The 20,564-nt window shown below is 29.1% G+C and carries 17 protein-coding genes; 3 read left to right on the top strand and 14 right to left on the bottom strand.

All coding sequences use genetic code 11. The annotated features are described in order from the left end of the window. Positions 1-85 precede the first annotated feature (85 nt). From CLFE_RS17525 to CLFE_RS17535, 3 genes are all read right to left on the bottom strand, one after another. Positions 86-1,852: a M3 family oligoendopeptidase gene (locus CLFE_RS17525; protein WP_077895572.1), complete on the bottom strand. Its 1,767-nt coding sequence runs from the start codon at positions 1,850-1,852 to the stop codon at positions 86-88. Positions 1,853-2,020: 168 nt separating this feature from the next. Beyond that, a complete protein-coding gene (locus CLFE_RS17530) occupies positions 2,021-2,851 on the bottom strand; it encodes a DUF2262 domain-containing protein (protein ID WP_077895571.1) in 831 nt (276 codons plus the stop codon). A gap of 20 nt (positions 2,852-2,871) precedes the next feature. Continuing rightward, entirely contained in the window at positions 2,872-4,530 is a 1,659-nt protein-coding gene (locus CLFE_RS17535) for a hypothetical protein (RefSeq protein WP_077895570.1), read from the bottom strand. A 264-nt stretch (positions 4,531-4,794) separates the two neighbouring features. On the opposite strand from CLFE_RS17535, the gene CLFE_RS17540 reads away from it, so the two are divergent. Beyond that, positions 4,795-5,160, top strand: a complete 366-nt coding sequence (locus CLFE_RS17540) for a DUF11 domain-containing protein (protein WP_077895569.1) — start codon at positions 4,795-4,797, stop codon at positions 5,158-5,160. A 168-nt stretch (positions 5,161-5,328) separates the two neighbouring features. On the opposite strand, the gene CLFE_RS17545 is transcribed toward CLFE_RS17540, so the two are convergent. Next, positions 5,329-6,939, bottom strand: coding sequence for an IS1182 family transposase (locus tag CLFE_RS17545; RefSeq protein ID WP_250944600.1), 1,611 nt, complete (start codon positions 6,937-6,939; stop codon positions 5,329-5,331). Between the two features lie 130 nt (positions 6,940-7,069). On the opposite strand from CLFE_RS17545, the gene CLFE_RS17550 reads away from it, so the two are divergent. Then, on the top strand, positions 7,070-7,564 hold the full coding sequence (locus tag CLFE_RS17550; RefSeq protein ID WP_077835540.1) for a DUF11 domain-containing protein: 495 nt from the start codon (positions 7,070-7,072) through the stop codon (positions 7,562-7,564). 94 nt (positions 7,565-7,658) lie between these two features. Here CLFE_RS17550 and CLFE_RS17555 read toward each other — a convergent pair whose 3' ends face one another. Together CLFE_RS17555 and CLFE_RS17560 are read right to left on the bottom strand one after the other, a co-directional pair. Beyond that, the gene (locus tag CLFE_RS17555; RefSeq protein ID WP_077835539.1) at positions 7,659-8,060 is read right to left on the bottom strand and encodes a pyridoxamine 5'-phosphate oxidase family protein; all 402 of its coding nucleotides are present in this window, start codon (positions 8,058-8,060) and stop codon (positions 7,659-7,661) included. 253 nt (positions 8,061-8,313) lie between these two features. Beyond that, entirely contained in the window at positions 8,314-10,071 is a 1,758-nt protein-coding gene (locus tag CLFE_RS17560; RefSeq protein WP_077895047.1) for a helicase-related protein, read from the bottom strand. Between the two features lie 310 nt (positions 10,072-10,381). On the opposite strand from CLFE_RS17560, the gene CLFE_RS17565 reads away from it, so the two are divergent. Then, on the top strand, positions 10,382-12,652 hold the full coding sequence (locus CLFE_RS17565) for a carbohydrate-binding domain-containing protein (RefSeq protein ID WP_077895048.1): 2,271 nt from the start codon (positions 10,382-10,384) through the stop codon (positions 12,650-12,652). A gap of 38 nt (positions 12,653-12,690) precedes the next feature. Here the strand turns inward: CLFE_RS17565 and CLFE_RS17570 are convergent, their stop codons facing one another. The 8 genes from CLFE_RS17570 to cbiM all read right to left on the bottom strand — a co-directional run bounded on the left by CLFE_RS17570 (position 12,691) and on the right by cbiM (position 20,371). Continuing rightward, positions 12,691-13,500: a MerR family transcriptional regulator gene (locus CLFE_RS17570; RefSeq protein ID WP_077895049.1), complete on the bottom strand. Its 810-nt coding sequence runs from the start codon at positions 13,498-13,500 to the stop codon at positions 12,691-12,693. Between the two features lie 18 nt (positions 13,501-13,518). Then, entirely contained in the window at positions 13,519-14,829 is a 1,311-nt protein-coding gene (locus tag CLFE_RS17575) for an MATE family efflux transporter (RefSeq protein ID WP_077895050.1), read from the bottom strand. Between the two features lie 200 nt (positions 14,830-15,029). After that, a complete protein-coding gene (gene larB, locus CLFE_RS17580) occupies positions 15,030-15,776 on the bottom strand; it encodes a nickel pincer cofactor biosynthesis protein LarB (protein WP_077835534.1) in 747 nt (248 codons plus the stop codon). A 27-nt stretch (positions 15,777-15,803) separates the two neighbouring features. Then, positions 15,804-16,607 carry an ATP-dependent sacrificial sulfur transferase LarE gene (larE, locus tag CLFE_RS17585; protein ID WP_077895051.1) on the bottom strand — a complete coding sequence of 268 codons (804 nt, stop codon included), beginning with the start codon at positions 16,605-16,607 and terminating at the stop codon, positions 15,804-15,806. Between the two features lie 13 nt (positions 16,608-16,620). Further along, positions 16,621-17,832 carry a nickel pincer cofactor biosynthesis protein LarC gene (gene larC / locus CLFE_RS17590; RefSeq protein ID WP_077895052.1) on the bottom strand — a complete coding sequence of 404 codons (1,212 nt, stop codon included), beginning with the start codon at positions 17,830-17,832 and terminating at the stop codon, positions 16,621-16,623. Between the two features lie 29 nt (positions 17,833-17,861). Beyond that, complete coding sequence (locus CLFE_RS17595) at positions 17,862-18,587, bottom strand: energy-coupling factor ABC transporter ATP-binding protein (RefSeq protein ID WP_077895053.1); 726 nt, start codon at positions 18,585-18,587, stop codon at positions 17,862-17,864. 12 nt (positions 18,588-18,599) lie between these two features. Then, a complete protein-coding gene (locus tag CLFE_RS17600) occupies positions 18,600-19,406 on the bottom strand; it encodes an energy-coupling factor transporter transmembrane component T (protein ID WP_077895054.1) in 807 nt (268 codons plus the stop codon). Further along, positions 19,403-20,371, bottom strand: a complete 969-nt coding sequence (cbiM, locus tag CLFE_RS17605) for a cobalt transporter CbiM (RefSeq protein WP_077835529.1) — start codon at positions 20,369-20,371, stop codon at positions 19,403-19,405. The genes CLFE_RS17600 and cbiM overlap by 4 nt, the downstream gene beginning before the upstream one ends. Positions 20,372-20,564: the final 193 nt, after the last annotated feature.

The following is a 20,564-nucleotide window of genomic DNA, read 5'->3' on the forward strand; positions in this document are numbered from 1 at the left end:
TCATTAATTTTTTCCAATAATATTTGTCAACAAGTATTATTTACTTTAATGCAACACTAGAAGCTATTATGCAGTCCTTTTATTTTTACGCTAATTCTATAAACTTTTCAATATCTTTTTCAATAAGCTTTATAGATGCTCTAAAAAACTCTATTGAATTGATATCTACTTCTAAAAGTTTTGCAGCATCAACCATATTCATACTACTGGTTTGTTCTAAAAATTTATCATACTTTTCAGCAAAACTTTTTTTATTGCTAACATATTTTGCATACAAACCTTTTGAAAACAATACTCCAAAAGAATATGGAAAATTTAAAAACTCATTTTCAGGCATAAAATATCCTGCTTTATTAAGCCACATATATGGATGAATAGTTTTTTGATCTATAGCTTTTCCATAAGATTTTTTCATGCACTTAAACATCATTTCATTTAATTCTTCAATAGTAAGTATACCTGACCTTCTTCTTTCATATAATTCTTTTTCAAATAGATATCTTCCATAAAAATCAACAATAAAATATGCTGTATTAGAAATATCTTTTTCTAAAATATCTACAGCTTCTTTCTTTGGCAATTTATTTACTAACTCATTACTTAATATAGTTTCACAAAAAATCGAAGCAGTTTCAGCCATTGGTACTGGATACTCTGTATTTAAAATACTCTTACTGTATAACTTAGAATCATGATATGCATGTCCAATCTCATGAGCTAATATACTTACATCATTATAACTTTCATTAAAATTAACAATTATTCTACTTTCTTTTATTGGAAATACACATATCGATAAACCAAAATTAACTTTACCTTTTCTAGTCTCTGCATCAATCCATCTATTTTTAAATACTTTTCCTGCAAAATCAGAAAGCTTAGAACTAAAATTTTTAAAACTGGATATTATTAAACTTTCAGCTTCATCATAAGATACTTTAATATCACTATCAATAATAGGCGCATATATATCATAAAAAGGAAGATTAGATTTATACCCAAGTACTTTAGCTTTTTTAGCAAAATATTTTTGAAATATAGGCAAACTTTCCTTTATTGCCTCCATCATAACCTCTAAAGTTTTAACATTCATTCTAGACTTCATTAGCACCTTTTCTAGTGGTGAGTAAAAACCTCTAAGGCTGCAAACATTAATTGCCTCTCCGCTAATTCCGTTTATACAGCTAGCGGAAACTCTTGCTAAGTTCCTACATAAATCAATTTCTTTGTAATATGCCTTTTTTCTAGTTATTGCATCTTTTGAATACATCATTTCATGAAGCTCAGGAAGCGTTAATTTGTAATTTTTTCCATCAACACTAATTTCCTCTACTTCACTTCCCACGGTCTCCATATAAAGTCTTTCAAGATTTCTTGCTCCTGTACTTTGCATTTTGCTAATAATAAATTCTTCCCTACCATCAAGTAAATATTTGGCTTTTAGTACAAGTTCCTTTAAGTATACTTTATGTTCTAAAAGATACATTGAACCATTAATTATTTCATCCAAATCATTGAATTTATATAGACATTTTGAAAATTTTATAAAACTCTTATTGGATTCTAATTTTTTATTTTCAATGTCATCCAAAACTTGCATCGCTTTAATATTTTCAGTATTCGCACTTATTATAAGATAAGCATAAGAATATATCTTATAATATAATCTTTGATACTCACTTATACACTTCAAAAAATCTTCTATTTTAAGTTTAGTGATATCTTTTTCTAACATATTAAAATTAAAATTGTTTATACGAGCTGTAATTTTTTCAAACTCTCTACTATCTTCTTTAAACTTCTCAGACTCAAATGAAGTATAAATATTATCTAAGTTCCACGTTAAATCCATTAATAAACACTCCTTTGTAGGATTTTAAATTATCCTCAAAACTTAATTACATCTGAATTTATCTTTAACTTGTAACTACATATTTATATCCCTCCAGCTTGTCTTTTATTAATGGATTTATTTCATAATAACTACATAATATCACAAACATTATAATATTTATTCAGCTTATCCTGGTATATCTGCAAAATCAAAACCTCTATTTAAGTTACCTGAAACTAAAATAGAATGCCCCCAAAATAAATCTCCATCATTGTGCCAAAACTCAAAATCTCCATTTGGATTTACTGTAATTGCTTCAAGTTTCATACGACTCTTAAATTCATTTGCCGTTAATTCTTCTTCTCCTTCTTGAAGCCATACTTCATTTTTTAGCGAAAGAAGCTGCTCTACTGCATAATCTGAAACTTTTCCCTGCCATTTTAGTTGATTTTCAAACAGAACCTTTGCAACCTCTAAACTTGAATTTATATCTTCTCTATCGTCTATCAATAAACTCAAAGAAATATTCTCATCATTCCACTCAATTGTTCTGCCATACCAATTAACCATTCTGTCAAAGGTAAGAGTTCCAAAATAGCTATCCTCATACGTAATTGGTTCCTTAAGCTTTTCTAAACATTCATTTAGTTCAATATCATCTGAAACTTCTTCAACAAATTCTTCAAAAATTGCATCAGCTCTGTCACCTGTACTCTTATAGTCTATACTTAATTTTATTTTTACTATAGTTTCTGCTTTTATTGTATTTTGTATATCTTTTAGCTGTTCATCTGTAACCTTCTTCATAACATTAAGTTTACTATTTTTTAAGCCTTCACCTAAATATCTCCATTCATCTAATTCAAATCTAAGTGTCCACAGTTTTTCTTTTCTTGCTCTTCCTGCTGAAACTCCATTTATAGAGACAATTCCTACTACCTCTTTGACTAAAGCACCCGTATTATCCTCTAACAAATTTTTTTCTGTTTTCAAAACTTTTTTAAAAATATTTGACATTATTTTATCTCCTCTATATTTTATAGATTACTGTTTTCATAAGAACTTAAAAGATTTATTACCTTACTTCTAATTTTCTTAGATTTACTTTCTAAATAACCTATTAATAATTTTCTATACTTTTCCTTATCATTGATAAAAAGTATTTCCAGTATATTTGCCTTTACCGTAACACTTAAAGCATCTATGGTTCTCTCATCGTTAATACACAATTTCAATATATATTTTTGAAGCTTGTCTACCGAATTAAACTTACTATTATTTAAAGCTTTATCTGCTGCAACTAAAAAACTTGACTCACTTACCCCAAAATTCCTAAGTTCTTTTATTAACTCATCATAACTTACTGATTCCTTTTTTAGCACTGAATCTATAATAAGACTTACTATGTTATACCTTTCTAGCTTAAACTGTAACTCTAAAAATCTATATAAAATATTTCTTATTTCGTTAATTGAATAAATCAATCTAAAAGAAAATTCATCAAAGAAGCTAATATAACTTTCTCCCCTACCTTTTAATTTTCCTATTAGTTTGTCTACTATTCCTTTATATTTACCTTCCACTATATAAAGTTGAAGCTTTTCCTTTTCAATTTCTTTAATATCTTTAAAATTTTTAGATTTGCAGATAAATTTTTCAAAAACACTTTTAACAGCTTTTTTCATTATGTCTAAATCTTCTATTCTTTTAGATTTAGAATATATCAAATAAGAAAGCATAAGTCTCTCAACATTATTAAGAACATTTCCTTTAATCTTCTTACTATTATCAATAAACTCCAAGCTTTCTCTAAATAGCTTTGGCATCTTTTCAATTTTTTCATTTATCTCGTAAAGAATATCTTCCTCTTCTTCTCTTATATATAAATTTATTAGCCTTAGGATATACAATCTTTTATCAATTTTAAAGCTTTCTACCAAGTCATATTCCTTCATCTTAATAGTTTCACCTAAATTTCTCTCTAAATGGCTATAAAGCTTTCTACAGCTTGTACTTTTATTTATTATATTTCCCAAAATCTTCTTTACTTCTTCACTTTTACAAGCAGCATAAGCTAAAAAATCTACCAAAATTATCTGCTTATACTCTAAGTAATTGTTTATATTTCTTTCATTCTCAAAATGCTGTATAAATTCCTCTGGATTCACAGGTAATTCATATGAATTTTTAATTGCTAAAGCTGCCAAATTTAATTTTACAAACTCATCCTCAGTTTTTAAAAAAGTTCTTAAAAGTAAACTTTTATCTTCATTTATCATTTTCTGTACAAACATAATGCATTCTCTCTCTTTAGTTGTGCAGCTGTTTATAGTCCATATTAATAGATCACTTTTATCCTCCATAATTCTTAAATAATTAAGCACCTTAGGTACTGAATGAAATCTACCATATACAGCCTTAAAAAAACTTTCATTTCCTATATTAAGGAATACCTTTAAAATTCTTTTAAAAACCTCTTTGTTTTTTTTAATTCCATCCATTAACCTCCAAAACTTCTCTCTAAGCTCAATATTATAGTAATTAACAAGAACAATTTCCATATTACATTTCTTTATTTTTTTTAAATCTACACCTTCTAATCCGCTTTCTATATATGCTTTAAGTTTTGAAGCTTCTTCTTCCACTAAAGATTCCCCTAATAACTCAAATTTTATTATATCTAATAATTCCTCCATTTATACTCTCCAATGTATAGCTCCCAATTTAATATAATTAAATTATATTATGAAATTATACCATAATTTTATGAATAATAAACTAAGAATAAAAATAAAGCCTATACTAACTCAGTAAATTAATTGTCAATCTCCAATTATATTTTATGGATGTTTATATTACAACCAATAATTGTAACATTACATAGCAAAATTAATATATTAACTAGTGTAGAATATAATTTTATTTTACTAATAAATTAGATTAAATGGAAGTAAATGTAAATGGCTCGTACTATTCCTAATACAGCTATTGCTAACGGTACAAATACTAATGCCGCTACTGATACTTTTAGTATTACAGCTGGAAATCCTATTACTAATTTATCTCTTACTAAAACTGGTCCTACTACCGTTGTTGTAGGCGTACCTTTTGATTATACAATATCCGTTACAAACAACGATGCAACAGAAACAGCCTTAAGTGTAGCCTTTACGGATAATCATCCTAATGGAGTTGTTTTTAACAATGTATCATCAAGTGCAGGTTCAGTTTCAATTAATGGAACTGGAGATGCTGTAGGTAATCTTGGAGATATTGCTCCCGGCATAACAGTTACAGTTACAATAAATGCAACTGTTACACCTTAATAAGATAACAATAAGGGAGTGTCGCAAAATGATTAAAATTAATCATGAGCGATGCTCTTTTTTTGTTTAAGCTATAAAATTGCCTAATATTTTAAATACTATATTAATTATTTGAATTTCCATGAGATTTTGACGCACTAAAATAAACCTAACTATATTATTCCATAATTAGGAAATAGTTTTTAATTCGTGAAGATACTTTTGAGTTCTTTCATTTTGGATTTTTAAATGTAATTTGTTAATGTTATATCCAAAACAAAGCAAAATAAATTCAGTTTTTACACTATTTTTTCCACGTGTTAAAAATCTTTTGAATTCATAGTCGCTTTTTAAAATTCCAAACGCACCTTCAACTTGAATAGATCTGTTCATTCTCAATTTAGTTCCCAATTCAGTTTTGATATTGTTGTATGAAATTTGACGCTTTTTAATAAAAGTCTTTGAAACCTGCATTTTTCGGTTATTCTTTGCTTTTGTGCACTTTGATTTCAAAGTGCAGTTATCGCAATTTTCACATTCATAAACAGTAACCTCAGACGTATACCCACTTGCAGATTTTTTATGAATAATATATGATGGGAATAATTTTCTATTATTATGACAAATATATGTATCTGTTTTAACATCATATTTCATATTTTCACGCTTACTGATGTCGTTTTTAAAACTTCTTTTTTTCCATTTCTCATAAGTTTGAGGTTTTATATATGGTATTTGATTATTAGACTCTAAAAACAAATAGTTTTCTTCACTTTCGTAACCAGAATCTGCAATCACATTAGTATATTTATGACCAATTTTTTCTTGCATATTAGTAATCATTGGTATTAATGTTGCTATATCATTTCTATCATCAAATACTCCAACACCAGTTACATATTCACTATCAACTGCTATTTGTACATTATAGGCAGGTTTTAATTGACCATTTCTCATATGATCATCTTTCATATGCATGAAAGTTGCATCAGTATCAGTTTTAGAATAGCTATTTCTTTTTGAAAATATTTTCTTACTTAAATTATATTTTTCTTGTCTTTCTTTATATTGTGATAGTTGTTCTATCCACTTTTGAATTGCAGTTTTTCTTTTACCGATTCCATGAACAAACTCTATATTTCTTTTTTCTTTTTCAAATAAAAGCCATTGAAGAATTTTGTTTATATCATCAATCAAAGTTTCTCTCTCAATAGTGAATTTCATTAATCTTTCAAGATTAATGGTTTTAACAAGAGCAATAATTTTATCAAACATCTTACCTTCATTTTTATAAATAGCTTTCTTCCAAACAAAAGTATATCGGTTGGCATTTGCCTCAATTTTAGTACCATCGATAAATACATTTTCAAATAATAATTCTTTTTCTTTAGCTAAATAGTTAACTTGTTGATAAAATAAATCTTCAATCACTTCATTTGAAAGATATTTTTTTCGAAATCTACTTATAGTAGCGTGATCAGGTGCTTTAAAGCCTTGAAGTAGCCATTTGAAATTTATATCTCTTTTGCATGCTTTTTCTATCTTTCTACTTGAATAAATATTTTGAGAATAAGCATAAGATATTATTTTGAACATGATTTTGGGTTCAACTGCTGATTTTCTTCCTACGGAAGAATACGCCTTGTACAATTTTTTATAATTTAATCCCTCCAACAAATAGCTTAGCAAACGAACCGAATCATCTTCTGGTATTAAGTTTTCTAAATTTAATGGTAATATAAGTTGCAAATTATCATTAAATTGATTATAATTTTTTGTGTATAATTTAGTTACGTTCATAATTTAATTATACAATCAATGTGAGTTCTTCGGAACTCACATTTTTTATATACAACAAAGGAGCTATTGCAAAACTATTTTTTAGTTTTGCAACAGCCCCTTTCTATATTAATAAAGGTAGGTATTTATTATGATGTATTCAAATTGTAATTTACCATTATCATTGATAAAAAATTACTCAACAGTTAAAGCTTTTAATAGTAATTCTCATAGTGCTTCATGTTCAACACTTGTGGTTAACCCTGTATGTTTAATACTTACTCAATATGCTACTAAGTGTAAGTTAAAATTAGGCGATACTTTGATATATTGTATCTATGTTATAAATAACACAAAGAATAGCGTTACAAATATAAAATTAAAGGATACTTTACCAAAGGAAGTTAAGCTTATACGTACATTTGTTGAAGATGGATACTACAACTATAACAATAATAGTATCCTATATAAAATTCGTAATATAAAACCACATTCCTTTTGTAAAATCACTATAGTCTTACGTCCTACGACCTTAGGAAAAAAGATTAACTCAATAGAAGTTATATGTAAAAAATCTAAATGTACTCTTAACAATCCTTGTGAAATATGTAGTATTGTAAAACTAAATACTAATGAAGATTTGTAATAAAATAAGCATATACCTATTATTTTATAAAAATTCAAAAATATCCTACAAAGAAAACAGTTCTTGAAATCACATACATTTCAAGAACTGTTTTTTATAGATTATATTCTTTAGGTGGATTGCCAGAAAAATCAGCAATAACAGCTTTTGCATTTTCTAAACAAAACACCTCAAAAATTGGATTTGATGCTTCTTTATATTGTCCTTTTACTATTGGATTAGCCATACAAGCTTCCTTAACAGCCATATTATTTTCAAATACAGCTTCTCCACTTAAACGAAGCCATTCATATTCAGGAGTTGAAACACAAATTTCTATCCCTGGATTCTCTTTCATATCTTTATAAACATTCTTGGTATTGTTTGTGCAAAACCATAGTTTTCCTTCTCGTTCAGTGCAGAACATAAAAGGACGACATTTTGCCTTTCCATCACGACCTACTGTTGCTAAATATTGAACTGGATTTGCTTTTAAAAATTCAACTACTTCTTTCATTTTGCTATCTCCTTTTTATAAAAACCTTTCTTAAGCTAAATAGCTTTTATGAAGTGGCCACTTCCTATGTTTTTATTATAGAAGCTTAGCTTAATTATGTGAAGTAAGCACTTTAAAGTGGTATAGTTTCTTATGAGATACTATTAAGATGTACTATACCATTTTACTTAAATAATACTCTTGATAAACAAATTAACTTTTTATACAACCATAGTTAAATACTGTGTATTACCATAACCTTTTAATATAATTATCACATTCTAATTAATATATCATTTATGTCTTCACTTACTTTTATTCTCTCACTATAAACCCAATCCACATCAAACTCTAAATTAAATATTTTAGAAAATGAATAATACATATTTATCTTCTGATAGTAGGTTTCCAAATCATCTAAACTTCCTCTAAAACATTCAGGTTTAAATATGCTCTCCTGCTTATTAATAAATATTTGTACTACATATGATGAAAAAGCATCCATTAATTCTTCCTTAGCTACATCAAATGGAACCTTTAACAAATCCCACTCTATTCCTTCGGTCAATTTATATTTCTTTATTCTATCCAAAATAATCATGTACTCACTAATATCCATTTTAGTATAATAATCTAATTTTTCTTCCCTAGTACTCCATAGCGCTAACTTTTCATTTAGAGGTAATCCTTTAATTCTAAGTATAGCTTCGGATGGTCCAATAACTGCTCTTTCTATACTCTTATCCGAAGCTTCCAATTTATCCTTAATAAAGTCTTGAGTATCTCCTATACTAGCCACATACCCTACATCATAAATACCAATTCTTCCTGCTCTCCCACTTATCTGTTTTACCTCCTGTGAGGTCAATTCTCTTATTTTATCACCATCAAATTTCTTTATATTAACAAATATAATTCTTCTAATAGGTAAATTAACCCCCATACCTATTGCATCTGTAGTCACTAATACTTTTGTCTTCTTATTTATAAAATCCTGATATTGAAGTTTTCTCACCTCTGGTGGTAAGTCTCCATATATAATACTTGCCTTAATGCCTTTTGCTGAGTAACTTTGGGCTATCTCAAGCACTCTTTTTTTTGAAAATACAACCACTGCATCTCCTTCTTTTATATCCTTATAATTAAAGCTTTTTTCCTCAACTTCTAAAGGAATAGATCTTTTATATTCTTTTATTTCATAATCATCTTCACAATCCTTTATCATTTTCTCTAATATACCCTTAGCATTTAAAGCTCCACAAATATGAATTTCATCACATTTTAGTCCTAATACCGCCTTACTCCAAGCTATACCTCTTTGATAATCGCTTATCATTTGAATTTCATCAATAACCGCTATATCATAATGCTCTTTTAAATTAACCTTCTCTATTGTAGAAGAGGTGTGAGTTGAATTTGGTTTAAGTATTTCTTCTTCTCCTGTTAATAAATCACATATAACTCCTTCACTATTTAATTTTTCAAAGTTCTCTAACGCCAAAATTCTTAATGGTGATAAATAAACTCCCTTTCGTGCTGTCTTTAAACGTTCGATAGCATTATGAGTTTTACCTGTATTTGTGTCACCTAAATGAATGATAAATTTTCTTTTTAGTCTTCTAGCTTCAAGATATTCGTCTTTAGGATTATCTGGAAACTTTTCCTCGAACTCTTTAGCTATAAGCTTAGGTATATGATGTTTAGTAAGTACTGTCATTAAACCTGAATTATAAAAAGCATTATAATTTTCTTCTAAAATTTCATAGAAATCAAAGCTAGTTCCATTCTTTTGATTGTAATTTTGAAGCATCCTTTTACCTATTTCATCCAAAAGCTCTTTATATCTATTAAAAATATCTTCAAAATCCCTAAAACCTTCTTTTTCAAATTCCTTTAGTTCCCTCAACTTTTTTCTTACAGCTGCTTCATGTTCTATAAGAACTCCTGGTTTTGAATGATACACAATTTCCTCAATTTGATTTATTTGGCTTTTTAATTTTTTAAATTCCCTCTGAGCACCGTTTTTTTTCATAGATATCCTCCACATTTATTTACTTACTTATTATTATATCTATTTTGTGTTAAATATAAAAACAAAACTCCTATATTTCCATTGGATATTATTTAAATTGCAAAAAATAAAAATTATTGTTTTTTTCACATATATTGAAATAATTTAATATTTCTTGTAATATAGTAATAAAAGTAAAATTATTTTTTTACCCTTGTATTTTCAATAGTCTTAGCATTTTACTTTTTTAATATCAATAAAGAGGGGGAGTTAATATATTTAAATAACTAACTTTACTTATAATAAAATTTACATTTTAGGGGGATTTTATATGAATATTAAAAAAAATATTCTTAAACTTGTTATTAGTTCCGCAGCACTACTGCTCTTTTGCATTCCTATTGGAGTAAGTGCCGCAGAACCTGACTATTCTAATTTAGTTGTTAGTCCTGCTGAAAAACCTTCTATAGGTGGATCTCTACAAATTCTTCAGCAACAAGATGGAACTAAAACTCTATGTGATAAGGGTGGAAAACCTATACAATTAAGAGGAATGAATACACACGGATTACAATGGTTTCCCGCAATACTAAATAATAATGCCTTTGCAGCTGTGTCTAATGATTGGGGAGCTAATGTAATACGTCTTGATATATACGTAACTGAAAACGGATACGATACTGACCCCGAAGGTATGACAGCTAAAGTAATCAAAGCTATCGATCTTTCAATAGCAAATAATATGTATGTTATTGTAGATTGGCATATTAACATACCTGGTGATCCGAATGCTTCTGTATATTCCGGTGCAAAAGACTTCTTTAAAAAAATCTCTTCAAAGTATCCTAACAATCCAAACATAATTTATGAACTTTGTAATGAACCTAGCAATGTTGATCCTGGAATAAGTGATGATTCAGATGGATGGAAAAAAGTAAAATCTTATGCAGAACCAATCATAAAAATGCTTCGTGAAACTGGAAATAATAATCTTATTATTTGCGGAACTCCAAGTTGGAGTCATCGCCCTGATTTAGCAGCAGATGATCCAATTGTAGACAGCGCTAATAACACCATATACTCAGCGCATTTTTCTGCTGGAAGTGAAGATCCTTCCCCAAAAGACGCTACTGACAGAACAAATGTTGTGAACAGTATTAAATATGCATTAAAACACGGTGTTGCAGTATTTGCATCTGAATGGACACCTGCCGAAGCTACGGGTCTTATTGAAAAAGGAGGAATATATAAAGATTCTTCAGATTGCTGGTTAAATTTCTTAAATAAAAATAATATAAGTTGGTGTTCTTGGTCACTTGCTAATAATAACGATGCCTCAGCAGCCTTTATCCCTTATGAAATGGGAAAAAGTAAAGAAACAAGCCTTGATCCAGGTGATGATCAAGTATGGTCACCTTATGAATTAACTATTGCAGGCGAATATGATCGTGCACGTATTAAAGGAATTAACTACGAGCCAATCGATCGTACAAAACAGCCTTTTACTACAACTCTTTTTGATTTCAATAACGGAAATACTGAAGGTTTTGGAGTGAATCGTGACAGTCAAGTAAAAACTATAGGCCTTTCCAATGAAAATAGCGCTTTAAAAATTAGCGGTTTAAACAAAAGCTCTAACCTATCCACTGATAATTTTTGGGGCAATGCTCGCATTTCTACTGAAGCTTCAAACTTACATGAAGATATAAAAGATGCAGATAGCTTAACTATGGATGTTATTGCAGCTTCTCCTACAACTGTATCAATTGCAGCTGTACCTCAAAGTAATACCCACAGCTGGGCTGATCCTAAAAAAGCTGTGCAATTACTTCCACAAGATTTTAAATTACAAAAGGATGGATCATATAAAGCAACTCTAACGATTTCATCAGAAGATTGTCCAAATATAAAAAACATTTCTTCTGATCCAAATGACAGTGTACTTACAGATATGGTTTTATTTATTGGAGCAAGTACAGATTCTATTTCATTAGACAACATATCCTTTTCAGGATTTCATTCTATAGATAATAAACCTGTTGTAAATGCTCCTGTAGGTAAAGGAATACTCCCCTCTACCTTTGAAGATTCAACACGTAATGGTTGGGATTGGGATCCTAGCTCAGGTGTTAGCAGTCAACTAAACTTAGAAGAAGCTAATAACTCTAAGTCTATGTCTTTTTATGTTCAATATCCAGAGAAAAAACCTACTGATGAATGGACTGCCTCACCACGTCTGACCCTATCTGAAATAAATGCTACCCGTGGAGATAATAACTATTTCACCTTTGATTTATATTTAAAACCAGATGTAGCAACTAAGGGAACAATCTCTTTCTACTTAGCATTTATACCACCAGAGCTTGGATATTGGGCGCTAGCTTCAGAACAGTTTAATGTTGAACTGGCTAACCTCAGTCAAGCAGAAAAAACACCTGATGGTTTATATCACTTTAAAGTTAAATTTGATTTGAACAAAATAGATGATGAAAAAGTTATTGCACCAGATACAATTTTACGCGACATAACTATTGTTGCTTATGATAAAGGCTGTGATTTTGCTGGTAAAATGTATATAGATAATATTGGGTTCGAAAAATAAATACACTGAAATAGGCACATATTAGGTATGTGCCTATTTCAAATTTTAAGTATTTCAAGCTGCGTAAGTGTCTTTTCTTCATTATTCTCATCTAACTTAGGAAAAATATATAATTCATGAAAATCTCCTCTTACTTTAATATTATTTTCATTTATATATTTTATAATTTTATTGTAGTACTTCTTACTTTCAAACCACTTACCTTCAAAATATATTGTTACATATTCACCCTCTGGTAAAGTAATTATATTATCATTATTCAGTGGTGACTTTTCGTTTGTAGTTAGCATTATATTTTTATACAAAATTTTATCTCTTTTATCATCATATACTGCACTAGCTGCAAGATCATACCTCAAATTCTCTCCAAATTTTTCAATATTAAGCACAGCTTTTCTATAATTTATTTCTATTTCATCACTATCTTTTGAAGCATAAGCAAAACTTATATATTTTCGTTCTCTATTATATTTAATAAAAACCTTATTATTTTCGTTCTCAATAATTGAGGCTAATTTACTATTTATTCTATCCAAGTAGTTTTTTATATCATTCATTTCTTTCAATCTATCTTCAATTATTTTTTTCTGAACCTTTATCATTTCAAATAATTCTTTAGTTGATATATTAGTTCCCATTATATTTTTTATTTGCTCTAAGGGTAGACCTATCCCCTTACAGTATTTGATTATATCAAGCTGAAGAAATTGTTCTATACTATAATATCTATAGTTACTTTTTTCATCTATAATTTTAGGCTTTAAAAGCCCTATTTTATCATAGTATCTTAAAGTTTGAACTGATACATTATGAAGTTTTGAAATCTCACCAATAGAAAAATTATTCATTTGTACCACCTTGCTTTTTTAATTTATAAAGGCTACAGCTTTCTTAGTGTTTGATTTTATATTAGTAACAATATTTATAACCACAAAGGATAATATTTCTGAAAATATCATACTAGCCCATATTCCATTTATACCACAAAAATAGGCAAGTAAAAATAGAACCAGTGGTAAAAATATAAATGATCTAAAGGAGCAAATCAAACTAGAAAATCTAGGCATTTCTATAGCTTGATAGTAAATAGACGTATTAAGATTTAATCCTATAAAAATATAAGCCAAATTGGTTATATTAAGACCTAAATAAGTCATATTAATAAGTTTTACATCTGAAGTAAATAAACTAACAAAACTCATTCCAAATACAAAGCATACTACTGTAAAAATAACTCCTATAAACGTAGAGACCATTAATGAAAATTTATACATCTCAAGCATTACTTTAGAATCTTTATTTCCAAAATAATAGCTTATTAATGGCTGTGCTCCAAAACTAACTCCAATTAACATCATATATATATTGGTAGTAACATAATTTATTATACTATAGGATGCAACTCCAGTTTCTCCGATGGTTTTATTTAACACTATATTGTAAAAGAATATTATTATAGAAAATGCAACTTCTGCAAAAAAAGACGGAAAACCTATAGAAAATATATTTTTTATAACATCAATTTTAAGCTTTGCATTTCCAAAGGTTAACTGTCCTTTCTTTCTTAAAAAATGTGGCAAAATTATTATAACCGTAGCTATTTGTCCTAATCCCGTAGCTATAGCAGGACCTTTAAGCCCCATATGAAAAGAAAATATAAATATATAATCTAATATTACATTTAAAATTGCTCCACTTATTGTAGCTATCATCGCTAGCCTTGGACTTCCATCATTTCTAACAAAACCATTTAATGCTATTCCAAGTAAATTAGGTATACAAAATAAAGAATAATATCTTAAAAATTCTGTTGCCTCAGCTTTAATTGATTTACCAGCTCCTAGCATTGTCACCATAGGCTCTGCAAAAATCACAAATAAAATACTAATAATAAGACTTAATATTATTACAGTTTTAACCGCTTGATTAAAAATATCAACTGCCTTTTTTCTATTTCCAGCTCCAAAATTTTTAGACACTAACGCTCCTCCACCAGCTGCAAACATCGTTGCTAAACCTGTGAGAAATATTATAGCTGGAAAAGCTATCGATACTGCTGCTAAGCCAGACTTTCCTACTCCCTGTCCCACAAATATTCCATCTATAACAGTGTATAAGGATGAAACACACATAGCTATTGCCGATGGCACCGAATATTTTAAAAACTTTTTAAACATGACTCTACCTTCCTTTATAGTAATCTATAATTGATAATTATAAAGTCTATAGTTACTATAGAGTCAATATACTTTTACAATTTATATCTTAGTTCTTCTATATTATTTTTCTTTTCCATAAGTTTATTATCCTAAAAAATATATAGTCTGTGCTCTTTTATATATTAAAAGTTTACACAGACTATATATTTTTTTAATTCTTATAATTTATTAATCATGCTTGCATTATAGGCTGCTCCAAAGCCGTTATCTATATTAACTACACTTACACCACTAGCACAACTATTTAACATTGATAACAGTGCTGATATTCCTCCTAAATTTGCTCCATAACCAACACTTGTTGGCACTGCTATAATCGGTTTGTCCACAAGTCCTCCTACAACACTAGCTAATGCTCCTTCCATTCCTGCAACCACTATAACAACCTTTGCACCTCTAATAATATCAAGCTTTGCAAAAAGCCTATGGATTCCTGCTACCCCTACATCAATCACCTTAACCACCTTATTCCCTAGTATACTTGCAGTTTCATATGCCTCTTCCACTACTGGCAAATCAGAAGTCCCTGCTGCTACAATTGCTATGTAACTATCAGTGGTCTTTTGCTCCTTCTTTCTAATTGTTATAGTCTTCCCAAGCTTATTATATTCCGCTTCAGCACATATCTCTTTTACTGCTTTATACATCTCTTCAGTAGCTCTAGTTCCTAATATATTATTGTTTTTGGCACACATAAATTTTACAATATCCTTGACTTGCTCTACTGTTTTTCCCGCACAGTATATTACCTCAGGATATCCAACTCTAAGTTCTCTATGATTATCTATCTTAGCAAAACCTAAATCTTTAAAAGGTAAATCCTCTAATTCTTCTAGTGCTTTTTCTACATTTACTGTATTATCTTTTACTTTTTCTAATAAAACTTTAATTTCCTCTTTATCCATTATGGTCACCACCATTATATATTAGTTCTATTTATTTATATTTTCGTTAAAGCTTCCTACTCTATAGCCTTGTAAATCCAATGCTACATACTTAAATCCGCATTTCTTTATGTTTTCTGATATAGTATCTAAGAGTTTCTCATCAAATAATTTACTTCTATCAGCTCTATTAACCTCAATTCTTGCCAAATCACCATGACACCTTACTCTCATAGCCCTAAAGCCTATACTCATCATATATTTTTCTGCATTTTCAATCTTCTCAAAATCTTCCACCTTAAGCTCGTTACCATAAGGTATTCTTGTTAAAAGGCAAGCATATGATGGTTTGTCCCAAGTTTTAAGTCCTAATTCCTTTGAGAAAGTTCTTATTTCTTGTTTTGTTAACTTACATTCTAAAAGTGGACTTTTTACCTCTAATTCTTTTAATGCCTTAAGGCCTGGTCTATAATCCTTTATGTCGTCAAAATTAGTTCCATCAATTACACAGCTATACCCTCCTTCTTTTGCCACTTTAAGTATCATGCTAAATACTGCTGTCTTACACAAGTAGCATCTATTTTCAGGATTGAATTTAATAGAATCAATGATAGGTGCTTCTATTATTTCATGCTCTATGCCTAACTCTTCTGCCAGTTGTTTAGCTTCTTTTATCTCCCACTTTGGGATATATGGTGATAAAATTGTTACTGCCTTCACGTTTTCATCAAGTGCTTCCTTAGCAGCTCTAAGTAAAAATGTACTATCTACTCCACCTGAAAATGCCAATACTACTTTTTCTAAACTCTTAAGATATTTTATTAAATCCTTATATTTATCATTATTTATCATAAATTTCACCTCACTAATTTAATTTCTTATAAACCGCTTTATATACACTATCTATAGTTACATCTTTTTCTTTTGCTATAGCCTTGCATTCTTCATACTCAGGTTTATATTTAACAAGTTCTCCATTATAATAAGCCTTTTTAATTGTTATATCTCCGTATTCTGTCTTCACCTTTTCAAAGGTTCTTTTCAGCATTATTTTTTCCACCTTGTATTTTCTAACTCCTATTGATGTACTTTCTTTAAATATAATATCTAAAACCTTCTTCTCTGATTTCTCATCTGTTAAAACACTAAGTTTTATTCCTGCTCTAGATTTTTTCATAAATATAGGTGTCTTAAATACATCTAAGGCTCCTACTGAAAAAAGTTTTTCCTCCAAATACCCATACAACTCTGGATTCATATCATCTATATTAGTTTCAATTATATACTGTCCTTCTGCTTTCTCAGAAATAGCCCCTTCTCCCAGATATACTCTTAAAACATTTGGAATTTCTAAGTCCCTATGTCCTATTCCATAAGCCGTATTTTTAATTTTAAAATCAAGCTTTTCAGTAAATTCTTTTACATTTGCCGCAAGTATAGCCGCTCCTGTTGGTGTTGTAGTTTCAAATTTGACTATTCCAGTATTTATAGGTATATCCCTTAAAATTTCTACTGTAGCTGGTGCTGGTACTGGCATAACCCCATGGGCACATTTAACAAAACCTCCTCCAACTTGAACCTTTGATGCAAGAATTTTATCTACATTTAAATAGTCCAAACAAATAGCTGCTCCTACAATATCTACAATTGAGTCAATAGCTCCAACTTCATGAAAATGCACTTCATATAAGTCCTTTCCATGGACTTTCGCTTCTGCCTCTGCAACCTTCATAAACATATCTAAGCTAAGCTTTTTAACTTTATTACTTAAGTCACTTGAGTTTATTATTTCTTCTATGTCCTTTAAGCCTCTGTGATGATGGTGTCCTTCATGATCATGGTGCTGATGCTTATGATTTTCATTATGTACTACTTCATTTTTTAAGATAACATCTACTCTAGTTCCTGTTATGCCTAATTTTTGTGATTTTTCAATTTTCATTTCGTATTCAGAACTTAGTTTAAGCTTTGAAAGTTCATCTATTAAATAATTTTTAGGGACCCCTAAATCTATTAGTGCTGCTAAATTCATATCACCGCTTATTCCACAAAAACAATCATAATATAAAATCTTCACTCTTACCTCTCCTCACCTTTTACTTTATTTTATATAATATTACACTTTTTTAAAAATTCTATATCCTTTATTACATTCTCGTATTTATCGTCTCTTATTATCTTATGATCCTCAGAAAATACAATTGCTCTTTTAAAAACCCCTTCAATATATTCAAAATCATGAGTGGCACAAATTATAGTTTTTCCACTTTTATTAAGATCCACTAAAAGTTCTTTTAAAAATCTTTTTCCCTTTGGATCTATTCCGTTCATTGGTTCATCTAAAGCTATTACTTCTGGATTCATAGCTAATACACTTGCAATAGCAACTCTCTTTTTCTCTCCTCCACTTAAATTATATGGATGTTCATCTTTTAACTTTTCTATGTTAAGAAGTTTGAGGCAATCATAAACTCTTTTAGTTATCTCCTCTTCTTCAAGTTCCATCTGCACAAGTCCAAAGGCTATTTCTTCAAATACAGTGGAACAAAATAATTGAGTATCCGAATTTTGAAATATAAAGCCTAATCTTTTGTGAAATAACTTCAAAAATTTAGTATCCTTTAGAGTTGTCTCATTTATCTCCTTATCGTCAAAAATATATCTTCCACTACTTGAAAAAATAATTCCGTTTAATAATTTTAAAAAGGTAGATTTGCCGCTACCATTGGGACCTATAACGGCTACCGCTTCTCCCTCCTCTATATTAACATTTACATCTTTAAGAGCTACTTTATTCTTGTAGGTAAATGAAATGTTTTCTAAGCTTATCATAAAAACTCTCCTTTACTTTAAGTGAATAAATACAGTTATTATAAAGAAAATTATCAAAATCACATTTACAAACAGATATATGTAGTCAATTTTCTTTAATCTTAAATTTACTTTTGTAGTATATTCCCCCACAAAACCTCTACATTCCATTGCATTAAACAAATCTTCACTCATCTTATAAGACTTTACAAATAAATTTCCCATAATTCCTGTAATAGATTTATATTTATCATTAGTTACTCCAATAGCTCTAAGCTTTAACGCATATAATAAATCAATAGAATACTCTCCAAGAACAACAATGTATTTTATTGTTATATCCATAATCCATATAAATATATCGGGTACAAATAAAAGTTTTAGTGCTTTACTAACCTCACTCCACTTAGTAGTATGGGATAATATGTTAACTATTAATATAGTCACTACTATCTTCTGAAAAATAAGTATGCTATTATATACATTCCCATAGATCATAGACGGAATAAGAGCAATTAGCGTTATACAAGGAAATATTAAGCTCCTAAAGAAGACTCTTATTCTCATCCTTTTATCTATTAAAATAAGAGCTATTAAAACATATACATCCATTACTAATAAATCAATTAAACTTCTACTTAATGCCACTGCTATTATAATAACTATAATACTTATAACCTTTAGCGTAGAATTTAAATCGTAGATTACACCTTCACTATTTTTATTTTGTCTAATAATTGATATTGTTTTAATTAATGAGAAAATACTTTTTTCTACATAGGAATTTTTTTCTTTTTTAGGAACATAATTATCCTTTTCTGAAAGCCATACTGGAATCATCTTTTCTCCTTCTGTACTCTTTCTAAAATTTTAAATACTATTATTATAAGCACTACTCCAACTACCGCTGCTAATATATAGCCAATATATTCTTTGAAATTACCAACATTATAGTCTGGAAATAATGCTTTATATTCAAATCCATTTTTTATTCCACTTGGAGTAAAGCCTACTATTTTTTTTATTTCATCAGCTCCCCATTCACCCCAAGCTGTTCCGCTAGCTAGTAGTCCTAAAGGTGTCGCTAATATAAGAATTCCAAGCACCACATATAAAAATTTCATACTGCTGGTTTTCCCTTTATATATAATCTCTGGAGAAGCCTTTTTAACATAACTGTACACACCTACAGTTATTAATCCTTCTAATATTCCAACTACTAATAAATGAGGCAATAACATAGCAGGAATAGATACCGATAAACCATAAGGACTATATAGAGGTTTTCCTAAGGCATCTCTAAAAAGCAAAGGTTGAACTCCAAATTCTATTGCTGCAAATAAAGCCGCCATATTTACTGATATATATCCAGCTAGAAAAGCTCCAAAATACTCTCCTTTTTTACCTTTTGAAAATCTTTTTATAAAATTAAATAAATAATATGCTGAGAATGGTATTATAAAAGCCATATTAAAGCAATTTACACCTATAGCTAAAATACCACCATCTCCGAAGAATAGTGCTTGTATTACAAGAGCCACTGTAACTGCAAAAACTGCCGCATATGGCCCAAGAAGTATTGCTATAAGTGCTCCACCAATAGCATGGGCTGTAGTTCCACCCGGTACTGGTACATTAAACATCATTATTAAAAATGAAAATGCTGCTGCTACTCCTAGAAGCGGCATTTTTTGCCTTGTAATTTCACTCTTCACTTTTATAACTGCTCTTCTCCAAACAGGAAGCATTACAACTCCAAAAGTAGCACATGTAGTAGGACTCAAATAGTTGTCAGGTATATGCATAATTTTTTCCTCCCTTGGAATCATTCTGATATATAACCCATCTTAATAATTTTATTATAAATCTTAAAGTTAACTCTAAGTCAAGTAGTTTAAAAAATTTTATTTACAAGTTATATATTACACTTATTTTGTTTTGATAACTACCAAACTTTAGTAACTTTCAAAACAAAATAAGTGTAAATGTTAAAGCTAC

The sequence above is a fragment of the Clostridium felsineum DSM 794 genome (assembly GCF_002006355.2).
GTDB lineage: Bacteria > Bacillota > Clostridia > Clostridiales > Clostridiaceae > Clostridium_S > Clostridium_S felsineum.